The sequence below is a fragment of the Mesorhizobium sp. CAU 1741 genome, assembly GCF_039839275.1.
In the GTDB taxonomy this organism is placed as follows: Bacteria; Pseudomonadota; Alphaproteobacteria; order Rhizobiales; family Rhizobiaceae; genus Aerobium.
In genome coordinates this window covers 445,651-459,723 of record NZ_JBDOQP010000003.1, presented here as the reverse complement: position 1 = coordinate 459,723, position 14,073 = coordinate 445,651, and the positions used below count along the sequence as shown (strand labels likewise).

At 63.5% G+C, this 14,073-nt stretch carries 15 protein-coding genes; 11 read left to right on the top strand and 4 right to left on the bottom strand.

Annotated features, from left to right (window positions below):
* Nucleotides 1–253: 253 nt before the first annotated feature.
* Nucleotides 254–2,350, bottom strand: a complete 2,097-nt coding sequence (locus AAFN84_RS15920; protein ID WP_347515582.1) for a lytic transglycosylase domain-containing protein — start codon at nucleotides 2,348–2,350, stop codon at nucleotides 254–256.
* A gap of 244 nt (nucleotides 2,351–2,594) precedes the next feature.
* On the opposite strand from AAFN84_RS15920, the gene dapA reads away from it, so the two are divergent.
* Nucleotides 2,595–3,476 (top strand): 4-hydroxy-tetrahydrodipicolinate synthase, encoded by an 882-nt coding sequence (dapA, locus tag AAFN84_RS15915; RefSeq protein WP_347515581.1) that lies wholly within the window; start codon nucleotides 2,595–2,597, stop codon nucleotides 3,474–3,476.
* Nucleotides 3,477–3,501: 25 nt separating this feature from the next.
* On the top strand, nucleotides 3,502–3,984 hold the full coding sequence (gene smpB / locus AAFN84_RS15910; RefSeq protein WP_347515580.1) for an SsrA-binding protein SmpB: 483 nt from the start codon (nucleotides 3,502–3,504) through the stop codon (nucleotides 3,982–3,984).
* A gap of 112 nt (nucleotides 3,985–4,096) precedes the next feature.
* On the opposite strand, the gene AAFN84_RS15905 is transcribed toward smpB, so the two are convergent.
* A complete protein-coding gene (locus AAFN84_RS15905) occupies nucleotides 4,097–4,756 on the bottom strand; it encodes a uracil-DNA glycosylase (RefSeq protein ID WP_347515579.1) in 660 nt (219 codons plus the stop codon).
* Nucleotides 4,756–5,334, bottom strand: a complete 579-nt coding sequence (locus tag AAFN84_RS15900; RefSeq protein WP_347515578.1) for an NYN domain-containing protein — start codon at nucleotides 5,332–5,334, stop codon at nucleotides 4,756–4,758. The genes AAFN84_RS15905 and AAFN84_RS15900 overlap by 1 nt, the downstream gene beginning before the upstream one ends.
* Nucleotides 5,335–5,611: 277 nt before the next feature.
* Between AAFN84_RS15900 and rpoZ the strand changes: the two genes are divergently transcribed.
* The 7 genes from rpoZ (at nucleotide 5,612) to era (ending at nucleotide 11,820) form a co-directional block, all read left to right on the top strand.
* Nucleotides 5,612–6,013, top strand: a complete 402-nt coding sequence (gene rpoZ / locus AAFN84_RS15895) for a DNA-directed RNA polymerase subunit omega (protein WP_347515577.1) — start codon at nucleotides 5,612–5,614, stop codon at nucleotides 6,011–6,013.
* A gap of 112 nt (nucleotides 6,014–6,125) precedes the next feature.
* On the top strand, nucleotides 6,126–8,360 hold the full coding sequence (locus AAFN84_RS15890) for a bifunctional (p)ppGpp synthetase/guanosine-3',5'-bis(diphosphate) 3'-pyrophosphohydrolase (RefSeq protein WP_347515576.1): 2,235 nt from the start codon (nucleotides 6,126–6,128) through the stop codon (nucleotides 8,358–8,360).
* Between the two features lie 15 nt (nucleotides 8,361–8,375).
* Nucleotides 8,376–8,954: an orotate phosphoribosyltransferase gene (gene pyrE, locus AAFN84_RS15885; RefSeq protein WP_347515574.1), complete on the top strand. Its 579-nt coding sequence runs from the start codon at nucleotides 8,376–8,378 to the stop codon at nucleotides 8,952–8,954.
* Nucleotides 8,951–9,352: a holo-ACP synthase gene (gene acpS, locus AAFN84_RS15880; RefSeq protein WP_347515573.1), complete on the top strand. Its 402-nt coding sequence runs from the start codon at nucleotides 8,951–8,953 to the stop codon at nucleotides 9,350–9,352. Before pyrE ends, acpS begins: the two co-directional genes overlap by 4 nt.
* Nucleotides 9,353–9,424: 72 nt before the next feature.
* Complete coding sequence (gene lepB / locus AAFN84_RS15875; protein ID WP_347515572.1) at nucleotides 9,425–10,168, top strand: signal peptidase I; 744 nt, start codon at nucleotides 9,425–9,427, stop codon at nucleotides 10,166–10,168.
* A 3-nt stretch (nucleotides 10,169–10,171) separates the two neighbouring features.
* Nucleotides 10,172–10,909, top strand: a complete 738-nt coding sequence (rnc, locus tag AAFN84_RS15870; RefSeq protein WP_347515571.1) for a ribonuclease III — start codon at nucleotides 10,172–10,174, stop codon at nucleotides 10,907–10,909.
* A complete protein-coding gene (gene era, locus AAFN84_RS15865) occupies nucleotides 10,906–11,820 on the top strand; it encodes a GTPase Era (protein WP_347515570.1) in 915 nt (304 codons plus the stop codon). The genes rnc and era overlap by 4 nt, the downstream gene beginning before the upstream one ends.
* Here era and AAFN84_RS15860 read toward each other — a convergent pair.
* Nucleotides 11,787–12,704 carry a helix-turn-helix domain-containing GNAT family N-acetyltransferase gene (locus AAFN84_RS15860; RefSeq protein ID WP_347515569.1) on the bottom strand — a complete coding sequence of 306 codons (918 nt, stop codon included), beginning with the start codon at nucleotides 12,702–12,704 and terminating at the stop codon, nucleotides 11,787–11,789. The genes era and AAFN84_RS15860 overlap by 34 nt on opposite strands.
* Nucleotides 12,705–12,794: 90 nt before the next feature.
* Between AAFN84_RS15860 and recO the strand changes: the two genes are divergently transcribed.
* Nucleotides 12,795–13,547 (top strand): DNA repair protein RecO, encoded by a 753-nt coding sequence (recO, locus tag AAFN84_RS15855; protein ID WP_347515568.1) that lies wholly within the window; start codon nucleotides 12,795–12,797, stop codon nucleotides 13,545–13,547.
* Nucleotides 13,544–14,059, top strand: coding sequence for a PaaI family thioesterase (locus AAFN84_RS15850; protein ID WP_347515567.1), 516 nt, complete (start codon nucleotides 13,544–13,546; stop codon nucleotides 14,057–14,059). The genes recO and AAFN84_RS15850 overlap by 4 nt, the downstream gene beginning before the upstream one ends.
* The last annotated feature ends 14 nt before the right edge of the window (nucleotides 14,060–14,073 follow it).

Genomic DNA, 14,073 nt, shown 5'->3' with positions numbered 1-14,073 from the left:
GCGCGACGACAGTGTGATGCGTCTGCGACGACGAATCTGATCATCGCCGAACATCCACGCGCCGACGCTCGGAACCTCATGCCCTGCGCAGGCCGCATCGTAACCGACGGCGCGGTCGAGCTTCCTGGCGACTTTCGCAATTGTGTTCTGATTGGCTACGCCAGCAGTACCACGCGGGCGCGAAGCGCGCAGGGTATGCACGCCATGATGATGCCGCGTGGCGACGAAGTCGCGCGGGGTGGAATGTCCGGTCTCAGCGACGCCCGTGGATGAGGTCGTCCGTGATGTCGACACGCCCCGTAAGCCGCATCTTGTAGACCTGATAGTTCTCCATCACGCGCTGCACGTAGCTGCGGGTTTCGGTGAACGGAATACGCTCGATCCAGTCGACCACGGCGTCGATATTCTTGCCGCGCGGATCGCCGTAGCGTTCGATCCATTCCTGCGCGCGGCTCGGGCCGGCATTGTAGCCCGCGAATGTAAGAATGTAGGAGCCGGAGAAACGCGACAGTTGCTCGTCGAGATAGTGCGAGCCGAGCGTCGCGTTGTAAGCGGCGTCCGTCGTCAACCGGTTCGGTGAATAGCTGAGCCCTGCCTTGCGGGCCATGTCCTTGGCAGTGCCGGGCATGAGTTGCAGCAGGCCGAGTGCGCCCACGCCGGAACGGGCCGAGACGTTGAATTCGCTCTCCTGTCGGGCGATGGCGTAGGCCAGCGCCTTGCCGGCACCCGAGATATTTGCGTTCGCAGGAATCGCGCCGACCGGATGGGCCAGTGCATCGACGTTGAGGCCGCGGGCGGCGGCCCATTTGCCGACCCGCAATGCCAGGAAATGGTTGCGCTGCTGTTCGGCCATTACCGCCAGAAGCGCCAGTTCGCCGACGCTGGTCAGTTCCTGCGCGAGTGCCCGATAGAGGCTGTCTGCACGGCGACCGTGGCCCGCTTGGTCGAGCCTGCGTATTGCCTGGACCGCCTGCCTGCGTTCGAAAGTGTTGCGATCCGCGTCGCTCGCGGAAGGGAAGGCGGCCGGGATCGTGCTGCGTCCGAGCTTTGCGGCGGCGAGTTGGCCGTAGAACGCGGTACCGAAAGTGGCGGACTTCTCGTAATAGCTGCGGGCGTTTCCCGGACCTCCGGCCTCGGCCGCGCGGCCGAGCCAGTAATAGGCGCGCGACAGCGAGATCGGTCCGTCGGCGATTTCCGCGATGCGGGCAAAGTGCCTGGCTCCGGTAGCGGCGTCGCCGACCCCGCGCAAGGCGTACCAGCCTGCGTGGAATTCTGCGTCCACCGCCATTGCGGGGCTTTCTGCCGCGTGGGCTGCCGCTAGCCGATAGGCGGTCGCCGGATCACCGATGTCGAGCAGTTCGCGGGACAGCACCCGGCGCTCCACCCACCACTGATCTGGATCGACCAGCGAAGGTGCGTCCGTCGGTGCCTTGAGCATCACCGCCGCGGCTTCCTTGTACTTGCCGGTCCGTCGCAGGTGACGGGCCTGCGCGAAGACGAAGGCGGCTCCTCGCTGCGCCTGCGGCACGGCGTTCAGCAGGCTGGACGCGTTCTTCTCGTTGCGTGTGACGGCGGCGAACGCCTTTGTCAGCTCGCGGCCGCCGGCCAACCCCGCGACCCGTTCGGCCGAGGTGATGCGGTCATTATAAAGCATGAACTCCATGCGGGCGCGGTGGTCGGCGGCGGGTATGACGTTGCCGAATTCGCGCAGGATCGCCTGCTCTTCCTTTGCCTCGAGCTTTTCCGTGCGCCAGAACGGGCCAAGCACGGCGCGGGCCGCCTGGGTGTTGCCGACCGCGACGTGCGAGCGGGCAAGCAGGATGACGCCTTCGGTCGTCTGCGGCCTGGAATTGCCGAATGCGGCCAGCGCAACGCGCGGGCCGGGCTCTTCGCGGAACATGGCGCGTTCGGAATTGGCGCGCAGCGTCGCCATCCCTGGCCAACCGCCGAGAGCCCGTGCCGCTTCCGCGATATCCGAGCTTGGCACGCCGTCGGCGCCGGAGACCGCGATCGCCCACATCAGGATGTGGCGGTCGAGAGCGTTCTCCGGCAGGCTGTCGCGTACCTGTCGGGCGCGGGAAATATTGCCGTCGGACAGGGCGTCGAGCCCGTTCTTCAACTGGACGACGCTGCCCCCGGTGACCAGCTTGGCCGTCGTTGCGGGCGCTGCATAGGCGGCGACCGAATTGGTCATCACGGTATCGATTGCAGTCGACCCCGCGGCCGCGTATGGCCGAGCGAAGGGCAGAGGACCGTTCGTCGGCAGTACGACATCGCTCAATGCAAGGCCGGGCGCCATGAGGAGAGCCAGGCCGGCGAGCGACACGCGGGTGAGGTTCTTGCCTTCCATGAAAAGTCGATCCCTGTTCCATACAGAATACGCGGGTGGATGGGTGTTTTCAGATCCTATCCGCGTCCGGTGAAAAGTGCGTAAACGAAAGGTTAGCGCATCGATTTCAATTCGAAAGGGCTGCATCGGCTCATACTTGCCGGCTACTCATGTCAAGACTATGGTGCGCGGCCTTGCGTTCGGCTAGAAGCCAGCAGTCAAACGCCACTCACTATCGCCGCTACGGCATCCGGGAGCTCATACCATGTTCAGAGGGTCATTCACCGCGCTCGTCACGCCCTTCACGCGCGATGGTACCCTCGACAAAGACGCGTTCCGCAATTTCGTCGAATGGCAGATCGCCGAAGGCACCAACGGCCTCGTGCCGGTGGGTACGACGGGCGAATCCCCCACGCTCTCGCATGGGGAGCATCGTGAGATGGTCGAGCTCTGCGTCGAAGTCGCCGCCGGCCGGGTGCCGGTCATCGCCGGTGCTGGCTCCAACAACACCGCCGAGGCGGTGGGACTGGTCAAGCACGCCGAGAGCGTCGGCGCCGATGCCGTTCTGGTTGTGACGCCCTACTACAACAAGCCGACCCAGCGCGGCCTCTACGCCCACTTTGCCGCGATCGCCAAGGCGACATCGCTGCCGATCATCATCTACAACATTCCGCCGCGTTCGGTTATCGACATGACGCCGGAGACGATGGGGCAGCTCGCCGGTGACTTCAAGAACATCGTCGGCGTCAAGGATGCGACGGGCAAGGTCGAACGGGTTTCCGAGCAGCGGATCACCTGCGGCAGGGACTTCATCCAGCTTTCCGGCGAAGACGCCTCCGCGCTGGGTTTCAACGCGCATGGTGGTGTCGGTGCGATCTCGGTCACGTCCAACGTCGCGCCACGTCTGTGCGCGGAATTCCAGGCGGCAACGCTCGCGGGCGAACGCGACCGGGCAATCGAGCTGCAGGACCGCCTGATGCCGCTCCACAAGTCGCTGTTCATCGAGCCCGGCGTTTGCGGCACGAAATATGCGCTGTCGCGGCTCGGAAAGGTCGAGAATGTCGTGCGCGCGCCGCTGATGACGATCGAGGCTGCGACCCAGGCACGCATCGACGATGCCCTCGTCCACGCCGGCCTGTTGAACTGAGGGCCCCGGTCCCCATCTTACCGCCATGGCCAAGAAGCAGATCAACACCTCCACGAACGGCAAGACCGTCTCAGAAAACCGCAAGGCGCGTTTTGCCTATGAGGTGGAGGACACCTATGAGGCCGGCATCGTGCTGACCGGTACCGAGGTGAAGTCGCTGCGTCAGGGCCAGGCCAATATTCAGGAATCCTACGCTTCCGTGGAAGGCGGCGAAATCTGGCTGATCAACTCGTACCTGCCGGAGTATCTGCAGGGCAACCGCTTCAACCACGAGCCGCGCCGCCGCCGGAAACTGCTTCTGAAGAAGAAGGAAATGGCCAGGCTTGCCCAGGCCGTGGAACGCGAAGGCATGACGATGGTCCCGTTGAAGATCTACTTCAACGAAAAGGGCCGGGCCAAGCTGCTGCTGGCCGTCGCGCGCGGCAAGAAGCTGCACGACAAGCGCGAGACGGAAAAGCAGCGCGACTGGTCGCGTGAAAAAGCCCGCCTTCTCAAGGCACATGGGTGAAATGGGGCAGTTGGGCAACAGGCAGTAGGCAAGGGGGGAGAAAGCGGTCAGGATGATTGAGCTGGACCAGCGCTCGGGTTGCTCCCACTGCCCACTGCCCACTGCCCACTGCCTACCCCAGAAACTCCCTCACATCCCGGAAGACGCTGACGAACATTTCTTCGGTGAGCCGTCCCGTATTGGTGTTGTAGCGCGAGCAGTGATAGCTGGAAAAAAGTGTCACATCGCCCGCTTCGTGCCGCACACCGTGCCCGAACGGGAACTCCGCGACCCGGCGACCAAGTGCCCTTACCGTCGATTGGTGTGCGATCGTGCCAAGCGTCACGATGGCGCGCAGCTTCGGAAACCTGGCGATCGTCGGTACCAGGAACGTCCGGCAGGTGGAGATTTCGGCCCCGACGGGCTTGTTCTCCGGCGGCACGCAGCGCACCGCATTGGTCAGCGCGGCATTGATCAATGTCACGCCATCGTCCGGGCGCGCCTTGAACGTGCCGGTGGAAAATCCGAAGCGCGACAGCGTCGAGTAAAGAAGCTCGCCTGCGAAGTCTCCTGTAAAAGGCCTGCCGGTACGGTTCGCGCCACGTAGCCCGGGTGCTAGACCGACGATAAGCAGCTCCACGGTGTCATCGCCCGCTGCCGCGACGAATGTCGGCACCGGCGCGTTGAACCAAGTCGGCTCGCGTTCGCGCCATAAGGCGATGAAGTCGTGCAGGCGCGGGCACAAGGCGCAGTCGCGCGGCGGTTCCGCCTCCGCCAGCGGTGAGGGCGGCATCACAGATCGTCTTCGTCGTATTCCGGTTCAACGCGCCGAGCCGGCCGTTCCGACGGGTCGCGTCCAACCTCGGCCTTCATCGAATTGAGGTCGATGAAATGGTCGGCCTGGCGGCGCAGGTCGTCGGAGATCATCGGCGGTTGCGAGGCCATGGTCGAGACGATCGACACCTTGCGGCCCTTGCGCTGCAACGCGTCCACCAGGCTGCGAAAGTCGCCGTCACCGGAGAAGATGACGTAGTGGTCGACATGCGGCACCAGTTCGAGTGCGTCCACGGTGAGTTCGATGTCCATGTTGCCCTTGATCTTGCGGCGGCCGGTGGCGTCGGTGAACTCCTTGGCCGGCTTTGTCACGACCTTGTAACCGTTGTAGTCGAGCCAGTCGATCAGCGGCCGGATCGACGAGTATTCCTGGTCCTCGACGAGAGCGGTGTAGTAATAGGCACGAAGCAGGTATCCGTGCTTCTGGAAGCTGGCGAGCAGCTTGCGGTAGTCGATGTCGAAGCCGAGTGCCCTGGACGTCGCATAGAGATTGGCTCCATCGATGAAGAGCGCGATCTTTTCCCTTTGGTCGAACATGCTCAAATAGTCCTTGGTCATCAATATGACTGCGCCAAACGCGTCGTTTGCCAGGGAAATCAACAAACCTGACAGGTTGCAATGAAGTGAGATAACGCGGCCCTATGGCCATTCCAAGGGCAGCTACCGGCGGCAATGTGCGAATTATTCACGATTTTGCGACAGGCAGCAGAGCGGCGTCGCCCTGCGTGGCGTGCGACAACGCTTGTGTTTTGGGCCCGCGCGCGTTATGCACCGGCAAACCTTCCAACAATTCCACGAATGAAAGGGGCAATGAATGGCCCGCGTTACTGTTGAGGATTGCATCGACAAGGTCGACAACCGCTTCGAGCTGGTTCTCCTCGCTGGACATCGCGCCCGTCAGATCTCGCAGGGTGCGCCGATCACGATCGATCGCGACAACGACAAGAATCCTGTCGTGGCGCTGCGCGAGATTGCCGACGAGACGCTTTCGCCCGGCGATCTCAAGGAGGATCTGATCCACTCGCTGCAGAAGCATGTCGAGGTCGACGAGCCCGAGGCGCCCGAGGCGCCGGTGCTTCCTGATGCATCGGCTGGCACTGTCACCGCTGAGGCCGAGAGCGATGATGATGCCGTTGCGTTCGACCGCATGACGGAAGAAGATCTCCTCGCCGGCATCGAAGGACTCGTGCCACCGGAAAAAAGCGACGACTTCTGATCCCTGGACCAGCAAACGTCACTTTATCCCCGGCCGTTTGATGGTTATCTACAACATGCGCCCGCAATTCTGCGCGGCGCATGTTTTCGTTTGATGAGCAGGAACATCGCCCATGATGCGTCAGTATGAGCTTGTCGAGCGCGTCCAGCGCTACAAGCCTGACGTAAACGAAGCCCTGCTCAACAAGGCCTATGTCTATGCGATGCAGAAGCATGGCCACCAGAAGCGCGCTTCCGGCGACCCCTACTTCTCCCATCCGCTCGAAGTCGCCGCGATCCTGACCGACATGCGCATGGACGAGGCGACCATCGCGGTCGCGCTCCTGCATGATACGATCGAGGACACGTCTGCCACCCGTCAGGAGATCGACACGTTGTTCGGTCCCGACATGGGCAAGCTCGTCGAAGGATTGACCAAGCTCAAGAAGCTGGATCTCGTCTCCAAGAAGGCCGAGCAGGCAGAGAACCTGCGCAAGCTTCTGCTCGCCATCTCCGACGACGTGCGTGTGTTGCTGGTCAAGCTTGCCGACCGGCTCCACAACATGCGCACGCTGGAGCACATGCGCCACGACAAGCGCGTGCGCATCGCCGAAGAGACGATGGACATCTATGCGCCGCTGGCTGGCCGCATGGGCATGCAGGACATGCGCGAGGAACTCGAGGAACTCGCCTTTCGCACCATCAACCCGGAAGCCCACGCGGCCGTCACCGAACGCCTCGCCTCGTTTTTCGAGCGCAACAGGGGGCTGGTGGAGGAGATCGAGCACGCACTGTCGGAACTCTTCGTCGAGCATGCGCTCTATGCCGAGGTGAAGAGCCGTCGCAAGAAGCCGTGGTCGGTGTTCCGCAAGATGGAGACCAAGGCGATTTCCTTCGAGCAGCTCTCCGACCTGATCGGCTTTCGCGTCGTCCTGGCCAATGTCGAGGACTGCTATCGCGCGCTCGGCGCGATCCATATCGCGTGGTCGATGGTACCGGGCCGCTTCAAGGATTACATCTCGACGCCGAAGCAGAACGATTATCGTTCGATCCACACAACGATCGTCGGCCCCTCCCGCCAGCGCGTGGAACTGCAGATCCGGACACAGGCGATGGACACCATCGCCGAGTACGGCGTCGCCGCCCACTCGATCTACAAGGATCACGGCAGCACCAAGGAGATTCCCGGCCACTCGATCTCCAAGGATACCAACGCCTATGCGTGGTTGCGTCAGACAATCGAGGCGCTGGCCGAGGGCGACAACCCGGAAGAGTTTCTCGAAAATACCAAGCTCGAGCTTTTCCAGGACCAGGTCTTCGCCTTCACGCCGAAGGGGCGTCTCATCGCGCTGCCACGCGGCGCCACACCGATCGATTTCGCCTATGCGGTTCACACCGATGTCGGCGACACCTGCGTCGGCGCCAAGGTCAATGGCCGCATCATGCCGCTGATGACGGAACTCAAGAACGGCGACGAGGTCGAGATCATCCGCTCCAAGGCGCAGGTGCCGCCGGCGGCATGGGAGTCGATCGTCGTTACCGGCAAGGCGCGTTCCGCCATCCGCCGCGCCACCAAGAACGCGATCCGCAAGCAATATTCGGGACTTGGCATCCGCATCCTCGAACGCGCATTCGAGCGGGCGGGCAAGACGTTCTCCAAGGAGCAGATCAAGCCGGTTCTCCACCGCCTCGCGCGCAAGGACGTGGAAGACGTGCTTGCCGATGTAGGGCGCGGCGAATTGTCGTCGCCTGATGTGATGCGGGCGGTTTTCCCCGATCACAAGGAAGAGCGTGCAGCTCAGGCCCCGAAGGAGCGCGAGGAGGGCTGGTTCAACCTGCGCAACGCCGCCGGCATGCTGTTCCAGATTCCCGGTCGCGCCCCGCCGCGCAAGAACCGACAGTCTGAAACCGGGTCCGTGGGCCCGGTGCCGATCCGTGGCGTCCGGGGCGATCTCCCGGTCTCGTTTGCCCCCGAAGGTGCCGTTCCCGGCGACCGCATCGTCGGCATCGTCCAGCCCGGCAAGGGCATCACCATCTATCCGATCCAGTCGCCGTCGCTGACCGAATATGACGACCAGCCGGAGCGCTGGATCGACGTGCGCTGGGATATCGACGACGACAGGAAAGAGCGCTTTCCTGCCCGCATCTCCGTGACCGCCATCAACGAACCCGGATCGCTCGCCTCGATCGCGCAGACGATCGCCGAAAACGACGCCAACATCCACACGCTTTCCATGGTGCAGACCGCGCCGGACTTCACCGAGATGGTCTTCGACCTCGAAGTATGGGATCTGAAACACCTCAACCGGCTGATTTCTCAGCTCAAGGACAATGCAAGCGTCAGCGGCGCGGCGCGCGTCAACGGCTGACGGGAGACGACCGACATGAACACCACGGATGTGCTGGACACGTTCCGCGAGGCTGGCGCCATACTCGAGGGACATTTCATCCTGACGTCGGGCCTGCGCAGCCCGATCTTCCTGCAGAAGGCGCGTGTGTTCATGCACGCCGACAAGACCGAACGGCTTTGCAGGGCGCTGGCGGCGCGTATCCGAACCCAGGTGCCCGGCCGCATCGATTATGTCGTGGGCCCCGCGGTTGGCGGGCTCATTCCCGCCTACGAGACCTCGCGTCACCTTGGCGTGCCGGCTATATGGGTCGAGCGGGAGGCGGGCGAGTTCCGGCTGCGCCGGTTCGAGATCGAGCCCGGCGCCCGCGTCGTTATCGTCGAGGATATAGTCACCACCGGGCTGTCGATCCGCGAAACGGTGGCTTGCATGGAAAAGCTCGGTGCCGAGGTCGCGGCCGCCTGCTGCATCATTGATCGCTCCGCGGGAAAGGCCGATGTCGGCGTCCCGCTCGTCGCCCTTGCCGAATACGAGGTGCCGGCCTATCCCGCCGACGATCTTCCGCCGGAGCTCGCCGCAATCCCGCCCGTAAAGCCCGGTAGCCGAAGCCTATGATCATCGGCATCGGCAGCGATCTCATCGACATCAGGCGCGTCGAAAAGACGCTGGAGCGCCATCCCGAGCGCTTCGTCAATCGCGTATTCACGGAGATCGAACGCGCCAAGTCCGACCGGCGCAAGCTGCGCGCAGCGTCCTACGCTAAGCGTTTCGCCGCCAAGGAGGCGTGTGCCAAGGCATTGGGCACCGGCCTTGCGCGCGGCGTCTTCTGGCGCGACATGGGCGTCGTGAACCTGCCCGGCGGCAAGCCGACCATGCGGCTGACCGGTGGTGCCGCAAGGCGCCTTGCCGCGCTGATGCCGGAGGGGCATGTCCCTTTCATCCATCTCACCATCACCGACGATTTTCCATTGGCACAAGCGTTCGTGGTGATCGAAGCGAGGCCTTCGCCGTGACGTTCTTGGCGTTGCCGCGCGCAACGCAAGCCGCTAAGACGAACCCCATTCAAACCAGAGGACTGCACCCGCGTGGCTGACCAATCGCAGAAGAAATCCGGCGGACTCGGCGAGACCGTCAGCGTCATCGTCCAGGCCCTGCTCCTGGCCCTCGTGATCCGGACATTCCTGTTCCAGCCGTTCTCGATTCCGTCGGGTTCGATGCGGCCGACCCTGCTCGAAGGCGACTACCTCTTCGTCACCAAGTGGGCATACGGATTCTCGAAGCATTCGTTTCCGTTCTCGCCGAACCTTTTCGACGGTCGCATCTGGGGCGGGGCACCCGAGCGTGGCGACGTGGCCGTGTTCAAGTTTCCGCCAAATCCCTCGCTCGACTACATCAAGCGCGTGATCGGGCTGCCGGGCGACCGCATCCAGATGCGCGAGGGCCAGCTCTACATCAACGGCGAGGCGGTGCCGCGCGAACGCATCGGCGAGATCAACAACCCAGACATCACCGAGATGGACCGCCCGGTCGAAGTCTGGCGCGAAACGCTGCCCAACGGCGTGTCCTATGATACGCTGGACCTGACGCCGAACGGCATCGGCGACAACACGCGCGAATTCGTGGTGCCGGAAGGGCACTATTTCATGATGGGCGACAACCGCGACAACTCCACCGACAGCCGCTTCACCGTCGGCTACGTGCCGGAGGACCACCTCGTCGGCCGCGCCAACATCATCTTTTTCTCTATCGCCGGCGGCGCCAGCCCGCTCGAAATCTGGAGATGGCCTGGAGATTTGCGTCCGTCGCGCTTCCTCGACATGGTCAGGTAGGGAATGGCCGCTACGCTCAACAGATCGCACAAGCTCGATGACCAGGCGCTGGTCGCCGCCGTTGAGGCGATCACCGGCTTCGTCTTCACCGATCTCGACCTGCTGCGCCGTGCGCTGACCCATGCCAGTGCGCGGGGCGGTGCCGACGGCGCCGACTACCAGCGCCTCGAATTTCTCGGCGACCGCGTGCTCGGGCTGGTGGTGGCGCAACTCGTATTCGAAGCCAACCCCACCGCGCCTGAAGGTGAACTGTCCTTGCGGCATAACGCGTTGGTCAATGCCGAGGCGCTGGCCGAAGTGGCTGACGAAGTCGGCCTGTCGGAACTGATCCTCGCAGGCAGCGAATTGCGCACGCTTACCGGCCGAAAGCGCGTCAACCTGCGCGCCGACGTCATGGAGGCGCTGATCGCCGCCGTCTATCTCGAAGGCGGGCTCGAACAGGCACGTGGCTTCATCCTGCGTTATTGGGACAACCGTTCGAAAGCGCCGAGCGCCGCCCGGCGGGACGCCAAGACCGAACTGCAGGAATGGGCACACCAGCGCGTCAAGCACGCACCCGTCTACGTGGTGGTCAGCCGCGACGGCCCCGACCACGACCCAGTCTTCCAGGTTGAAGTGCGCATCGACGGCATCGAGCCTGCCGCCGGCGCCGGGCGCTCGAAGCGCGAAGCCGAGCAGGTCGCTGCAACCGCGGTTCTGGTGCGCGAGGGCGTGTGGCACAAGGAGATGGAAACACGATGAGCGACGAAACCACACCTGTGCCGACCCGTTCCGGCTTCGTCGCACTGATCGGCGCGCCGAATGCCGGCAAGTCGACGCTGGTCAACCAGCTCGTCGGCGCAAAGGTCTCTATCGTCACCCACAAGGTGCAGACGACCCGCGCCGTGGTTCGCGGCATCGCCACGCATGACAACGCGCAGATCGTGCTGGTCGACACGCCTGGCATCTTCAAGCCGCGTCGCAGGCTGGACGAGGCGATGGTGACGACGGCCTGGGGCGGGGCGAGGGACGCCGACATCATTCTCGTGCTTATCGACGCGGAGCGCGGCATCAGGGGCGACGCCGAGGCGATCCTTGAGCGGCTCGTGAAGGTGGAGCAGCCAAAGGTGCTGCTGCTCAACAAGGTCGACCGCGTCAAGCCGGAGGAGTTGCTGAAGCTGACTGCCGAGGCGAACGAAAAGGTTCAGTTCGAGCGCACCTTCATGGTTTCCGCGCTTACCGGGTCGGGCTGCAAGGACCTGCTGGCGTTTCTCGCCGCCCGCCTGCCCGAAGGACCATGGTATTACCCGGAAGATCAGATCTCGGACCTGCCGATGCGCCAGCTCGCGGCCGAGATCACCCGCGAGAAGCTCTATCTTCGGCTGCATCAGGAACTGCCCTATTCGTCCCATGTCGAGACCGAACGGTGGGAAGAAAAGAAGGACGGCTCGGTGCGCATCGAACAGGTCATCTATGTCGAGCGCGACAGCCAGAAAAAGATCGTGCTCGGCCACAAGGGCGAGACGATCCGCGCCATCGGCCAGTCGGCACGCAAGGAGATCGGCGAAATCCTCGAACAGCAGGTGCATCTGTTCCTGTTCGTGAAGGTGCGCGAGAACTGGGGCGACGACCCGGAGCGCTACCGCGAGATGGGGCTCGATTTCCCCGGCTGATCGCCTGTGTCGAGCGTCTTCTCGAACCAGAGATCGGCGTAGCTGTTGTCGTTGTAGCGCGGGATCGGCTCGTACCCTGCCTTGCGGTAGAGCGCCTGTGCCTCGGCCAGCGCGCGATTGGTATCGAGACGCACACGCGTCATGCCAAGCTCCAGGGCCTGCGCCTCCAGCGCATCCAGGAGCCGCCGCGACAGCCCGATTCCGCGCATGTCGGGCGCAATCCACATGCGCTTGATCTCGCCGGTCGCGTCATCCAGCGCCTTGAGCGCGCCGCAACCCACCGCCCGTCCGTGAAGGCGTGCGAGCAGGAAGCATTCCGCGCCGGTCTTTTCAGCGCTCGAGTACCCGCCGCTTCCAGGGTCGAAGCCGCCCTCGAAACGAAGGTCCAGCTCGGCGAAATAAGCGTCGACGCAGGCCCGCGCCGCTTCGCTGTCGGCTGGTTCGATGCCGATGGTCACGGCCGCCGCATTCATCAGTCTTTCCACCTCAGCCATCGCCGACACTAGCCTTTCCCTGTGGGCTTCACGCAACGGCTCGAGGATCGAGCACGCGAAATCGTCGGAAAGGCGATCATAGGCCGCGCGTTCTGCGCTTCCTTTCTCTGTCAGGCGCAGGATACGGCGACGCCTGTCCGATGGATCCTCGTCGACGGAGACGAGCCCATCTTCGGCAAGCGTACGCAGAAGGCGGCTCATATATCCTGAGTCGAGGCCGAGCCTGTCACGCAGGCCCTGAACGTCGCAGCCGTCAGGTCCTGTCTCGAACACCAGCCGTGCCTGCCCCAGCGGACGGCCGCGCCCAAGATAGCTGTCATTCAGCGCCCCGATGCGCTGGCTGACCAGGCGGTTGAAGCTGCGCACGCGCTCGATCGATGTCTTCTGCATTTGTCTGACTTTAGTCAGGCAAAATCGGATGGCAAGAGCCGTCTGCCTGCCAGCTTGAATTTGGCCTCACATTGTTGGAAGGCTCTGCGTATGGAATGGCGCGACGAGGGAATCGTTCTCGGCACGAGGAAGCATGGCGAGACCAGCGTCATCCTCGAAGTGATGACTCGCGCCCATGGCCGGCATCTCGGCATGGTTCGCGGCGGGCGTTCCAAGCGCCAGCAGCCCGTCCTGCAAGCTGGAAACCGCGTCGAACTGACCTGGCGCGCGCGCCTCGACGAGCATCTCGGCACCTTCCAGGTGGAGCCTCTCGAACTGCACGCCGCACGTCTATTTGACAGCGCCTGTGCCGTGTATGGGCTTCAAACCCTGGCTTCCCATTTGCGCCTGCTGCCTGAGCGCGACCCGCATGCGGGGCTCTACGAAACCTTCATGGTGGTGATCGAACATCTCGACGAACCGGCCTCGGCGGGCGAATTGGTCGTGCGTTTCGAACTGCTGATCCTCGAAGAACTCGGCTTTGGACTGGACCTTTCCCGTTGTGCCGCAACCGGAGTTCGCGAAGACCTCGTCTACGTTTCGCCGAAAACAGGACGCGCCGTCAGCCGTTCGGCAGGGTCGCCTTGGGCTGAACGGATGCTGGCGCTGCCGGCCTTCCTGCAGCGCGGCTCCGGCCTGCAGGCAGACGCGGCGACGATTGACGACGCTTTCCGGCTGACCGCGTTCTTCTTCGCCCGCCATGTCTATGAGCCGCGCGGCATCGAGCCGCCCGAGGCGCGCGCCGGATTTCTCGCCGCGCTGCGCCGGCATCTCACCCGCCAAGATGGAGAACATGCCGCATGAGCGAGCTTGAAGTATTTCCCGGCCACGTCGTGCGCATCGGGCTGGGATCGATTCCGCTGGAAGATGTGGTTGGACTCTCGGGGTTGGAGCAATTGCAACGGCTGATCGACGGAGTCTATCCGGCACCTTCGATCGTGGCGCGGATGAACTACGCGCTGGTCGAAGTCGGCGAGGGCAGGGCGGTGTTCAAGGGATTGCCGGGCGAACGTCATCTCAACCCTCTTGGCGGCGTGCATGGCGGCTGGGCCGCGACCGTGATGGATTCCGCACTCGGCTGCTGTGTGCACACGCTGCTCGATGCAGGCGAGGCCTATTCCACGGCAGAGATGAAGATCAACTACACCCGGCCGATCACTCCGAAGACGGGCATCGTCACATGCGAAGGCAAGGTCGTGCACAAGGGACGGACGCTGGCGGTCTCCGAAGCGCGTCTCGTTGACGAGAACGGCAAGCTGCTTGCCTTTGGCACGGAAACCTGTTCGATCTTCCCGCTGTCGCGCATCCAGCGCTGACACGCGAACCGGCT